This is a genomic window from Arthrobacter saudimassiliensis (genome assembly GCF_059090665.1).
On the sequence record NZ_JBNHFX010000019.1, the window covers coordinates 1 to 209 of the forward strand.

Sequence of the window (209 nt, forward strand, 5' to 3'; positions counted from 1 at the left end):
CAGTACCATCGGCGCTGTGGGTCTTAGCTTCCGGGTTCGGAATGGGACCGGGCGTTTCCCCCACGCTGTGACCGCCGTAACCCTTGCCACCAAACCAGTCACCCTCTGGGGGTGTGGTGGTGAAGTGTGTGGTTACACGTGTTCAACCGTGTATTCAATTATTGGTGGTGTTCCCTGCCCTGCACCTGGTGGTGTGGGTTGTTGGTTGG

General features: G+C 58.4%; 1 rRNA gene. It reads right to left on the reverse strand.

The window, feature by feature from the left end:
* Positions 1 to 79: ribosomal RNA gene (gene rrf / locus AC5RV6_RS16975) — 5S ribosomal RNA — on the reverse strand; the annotation flags it as partial.
* Positions 80 to 209: the final 130 nt, after the last annotated feature.